This window comes from Streptomyces sp. MB09-01 (assembly GCF_033794505.1).
Taxonomy (GTDB): Bacteria; Actinomycetota; Actinomycetes; order Streptomycetales; family Streptomycetaceae; genus Streptomyces.
The window spans coordinates 1-720 of record NZ_JARAYQ010000598.1 but is presented as its reverse complement, the minus strand read 5'-3'; the positions used below and the strand labels follow the sequence as shown (position 1 = coordinate 720).

Here is a 720-nt window from a genome sequence, read left to right as displayed (position 1 = left end):
GCATCGCGGTGACGTAGGTGCGTTCGTCGCCCGCCGGGCGCGGCAAGGCGGCCACCGCCCTCCTGCTGGTCTCCACGATCCTCATGGGTTTGATGGCCGGCCTCTTCTTCGCCTTCGACGTCTCGGTGATGCCGGGGCTTGCGGCGGGCGACGAACGCACCTACGTCACCGCGATGCAGAACTTCAACGCGGCCATCGACGGCAACGGACTCTTCGGCATGGCCTTCGTCCTGGCCCTGCTCGCCTCCGCCGCCTCCGCGATCGTCGAGTTCCGCAAGGGCCGCCGCACCGTGGCGATCTGGGTCGGGGCCGCCACCGTGGCCTACTTCCTCGTCCTGATGATCACCTTCTCCGTGAACATCCCCCTCAACAACGAACTCGCCGACGCGGGCGACGCCGCGAAACTCACGGACTTCTCGATCGTCGACAAGTTCAAGAGCACCTGGGTCTCCACCAACATCGTCCGCACCCTGCTGTGCACGGCGGCCCTGACGGCCCTTTCCCGCGCCCTGGTCCTGTACGGCCGCGCCACCCGCTGAACCACGGCCCCAAGCCCCCCACAGCACCACCGTGAAGTCCCCCGGCCACCCGACCGGGGGACTTCACGCATCCCGCCCCCCGGCCGGCCGGGGGGACGGCCGGCCAGAGGGACAACCAGGAGACCGACCAACGGAAGGCGGCCAGGAAGCGCGGGCAGAAGGAGGGGGCGGGCAGGAGGAG

1 protein-coding gene is annotated in these 720 nt (G+C 69.7%); it reads left to right on the top strand.

Annotation, left to right across the window (positions count from 1 at the left end; genetic code table 11):
* The first annotated feature begins 17 nt into the window (after positions 1-17).
* Complete coding sequence (locus PV721_RS43665) at positions 18-539, top strand: DUF1772 domain-containing protein (protein WP_319734470.1); 522 nt, start codon at positions 18-20, stop codon at positions 537-539.
* Positions 540-720 lie beyond the last annotated feature (181 nt).